Annotated in this window: 1 protein-coding gene and 1 pseudogene; both read left to right on the top strand. The window is 71.2% G+C overall.

Annotated elements, in window-relative coordinates; translation table 11 throughout:
• The coding region (locus ABZ194_RS30275; protein WP_355600431.1) for a DUF4118 domain-containing protein at nt 1-1,592 on the top strand (1,592 nt) is incomplete at its 5' end.
• Nucleotides 1,589-1,695, top strand: a pseudogene (locus ABZ194_RS30270) (DNA-binding response regulator); the annotation flags it as partial. The gene ABZ194_RS30275 and the pseudogene ABZ194_RS30270, both read left to right, overlap by 4 nt.

The raw sequence follows: 1,695 nt of genomic DNA, 5'->3' as shown, positions 1-1,695 counted from the left end.
GGGCGTCTCGGCGGGGGCGGTTCGCGCAGGTGTTCTCGCGGGGGGTGGGGGTGACCACGACGGCGTTGTCGGGGTCGATCGACGTCCACATGATCACCCATGCCGAGGTGAAGAAGGGGCGGAGCCCCACCCGATCCAGGGCCGTGCTCACCCGAGGCCGCCGCGTCGCCGGCTGGGTCCTCGCGGCCCTGGGACTGCCGCTCCTGACCGCGGCCCTCCATCCCATCCGCGACGACATCAACCTCCCCATCGAGATCCTGCTCTTCCTGGTCATGGTCGTCGGGGTCGCGCTGGTCGGCGGCATGTGGCCCGCCGTCACCGCCGCGGTGCTCGGCTTCCTGCTGCTCAACTACTTCTTCACCCCGCCACTGGACAGGTTCACCGTCGCCGACCCGGAGAACCTCTTCGCCCTGGGGATCTACGTGCTGGTGGCCGTCATGGTCAGCGCGGTGGTGGACGTGGCCGCGCGCCGTACCCGGGAGGCGGCCAGGGCCGGTGCGGACGCCGAGGTGCTGTCCACGCTGGCCGGTCACGTGCTGCGGGGTGAGGCCGCGCTGCCGTCGCTGTTGTCGCGGTTGCGGGAGACCTTCGGCCTGACCTCGGTGACGTTGCTGGAGCGGATCGGTGAGCCCGGTCCGGACGACCAGTCCGATCCCGCCGCGTGGCGGATCGTGGCCACCGCGGGCGGCACCCCCTGTATTCACCCCGGCGCGGGCAGCGCGGATGTGGTGATCGACGAGCAGCTGGTGCTCGCTGTGGGGGGCAGGTTGCTGGAGGCGTCGGACCGCCGGGTGCTGGAGGCGTTCGCCGCCGAGGCCGCGGTCGCCCTCCGCCAGAGTCGGCTGGAGGAGGAGATAGGGCAGGCCAGGCCGCTGGCCGAGGCCGACCGGATGCGCACCGCCCTGCTCGCCGCGGTCAGCCACGACCTGCGCACCCCCCTCGCCTCGGCCAAGGCCGCGGTGGAGAGCCTGCTCAACACCGACATCGACTGGTCGGTGGAGGATCGCAAGGAGTTGCTGGCCACCGCAGACGAGTCGCTGGTCAAGCTGGACCGGCTGGTCGCCAACCTGCTCGACATGAGCCGCCTGCAGGCCGGGGTGCTCGGGCTGGTGGCGCAGCCGACGGCACTGGAGGAGATCGTGCCGAGGGCGATCGACGATCTCGGCCCTCTCGAAGGCCGGGTCGAGACGGATGTTCCCCCGGATCTGCCGGAGGTTGTCGCGGATCCGGCGCTGGTCGAGCGGATCCTGGTCAATCTGATGTCCAACGCGATCCGCTACAGCCCGCCGGGGTGCGAGGTCCTCGTCACCGCCAGCTGGCATGGCGATCAGGTGGAGGTCCGGGTGGTCGATCGGGGTCCGGGTATTCCGGGTGAGGCGCACGATCGGGTCTTCATGCCCTTCCAGCGGCTCGGTGACCGCGACAACCACACCGGTGTCGGCCTGGGCCTCGCCCTGTCCCGGGGGCTGGCCGAGGCGATGAGCGGCTCCCTGACGCCGGAGGAGACCCCCGGCGGAGGTCTCACCATGAGACTGACACTGCCCATCACCTCACGGTCGTCTGACCCGCCAGCCTCCGTGGAAAGTCCATGATCCGCGTCCTCGTCGTCGACGACGAGCCCCAGATCCTGCGCGCGCTCCGGATCAACCTGGTCGCCCGGCACTTCGAGGTGGCGGTGGCCGCCGACGGCGGGGA

It is taken from the genome of Streptosporangium sp. NPDC006007 (assembly GCF_040614315.1).
In the GTDB taxonomy this organism is placed as follows: domain Bacteria; phylum Actinomycetota; class Actinomycetes; order Streptosporangiales; family Streptosporangiaceae; genus Streptosporangium.
This window is presented reverse-complemented; position numbering and strand designations above follow the sequence as displayed.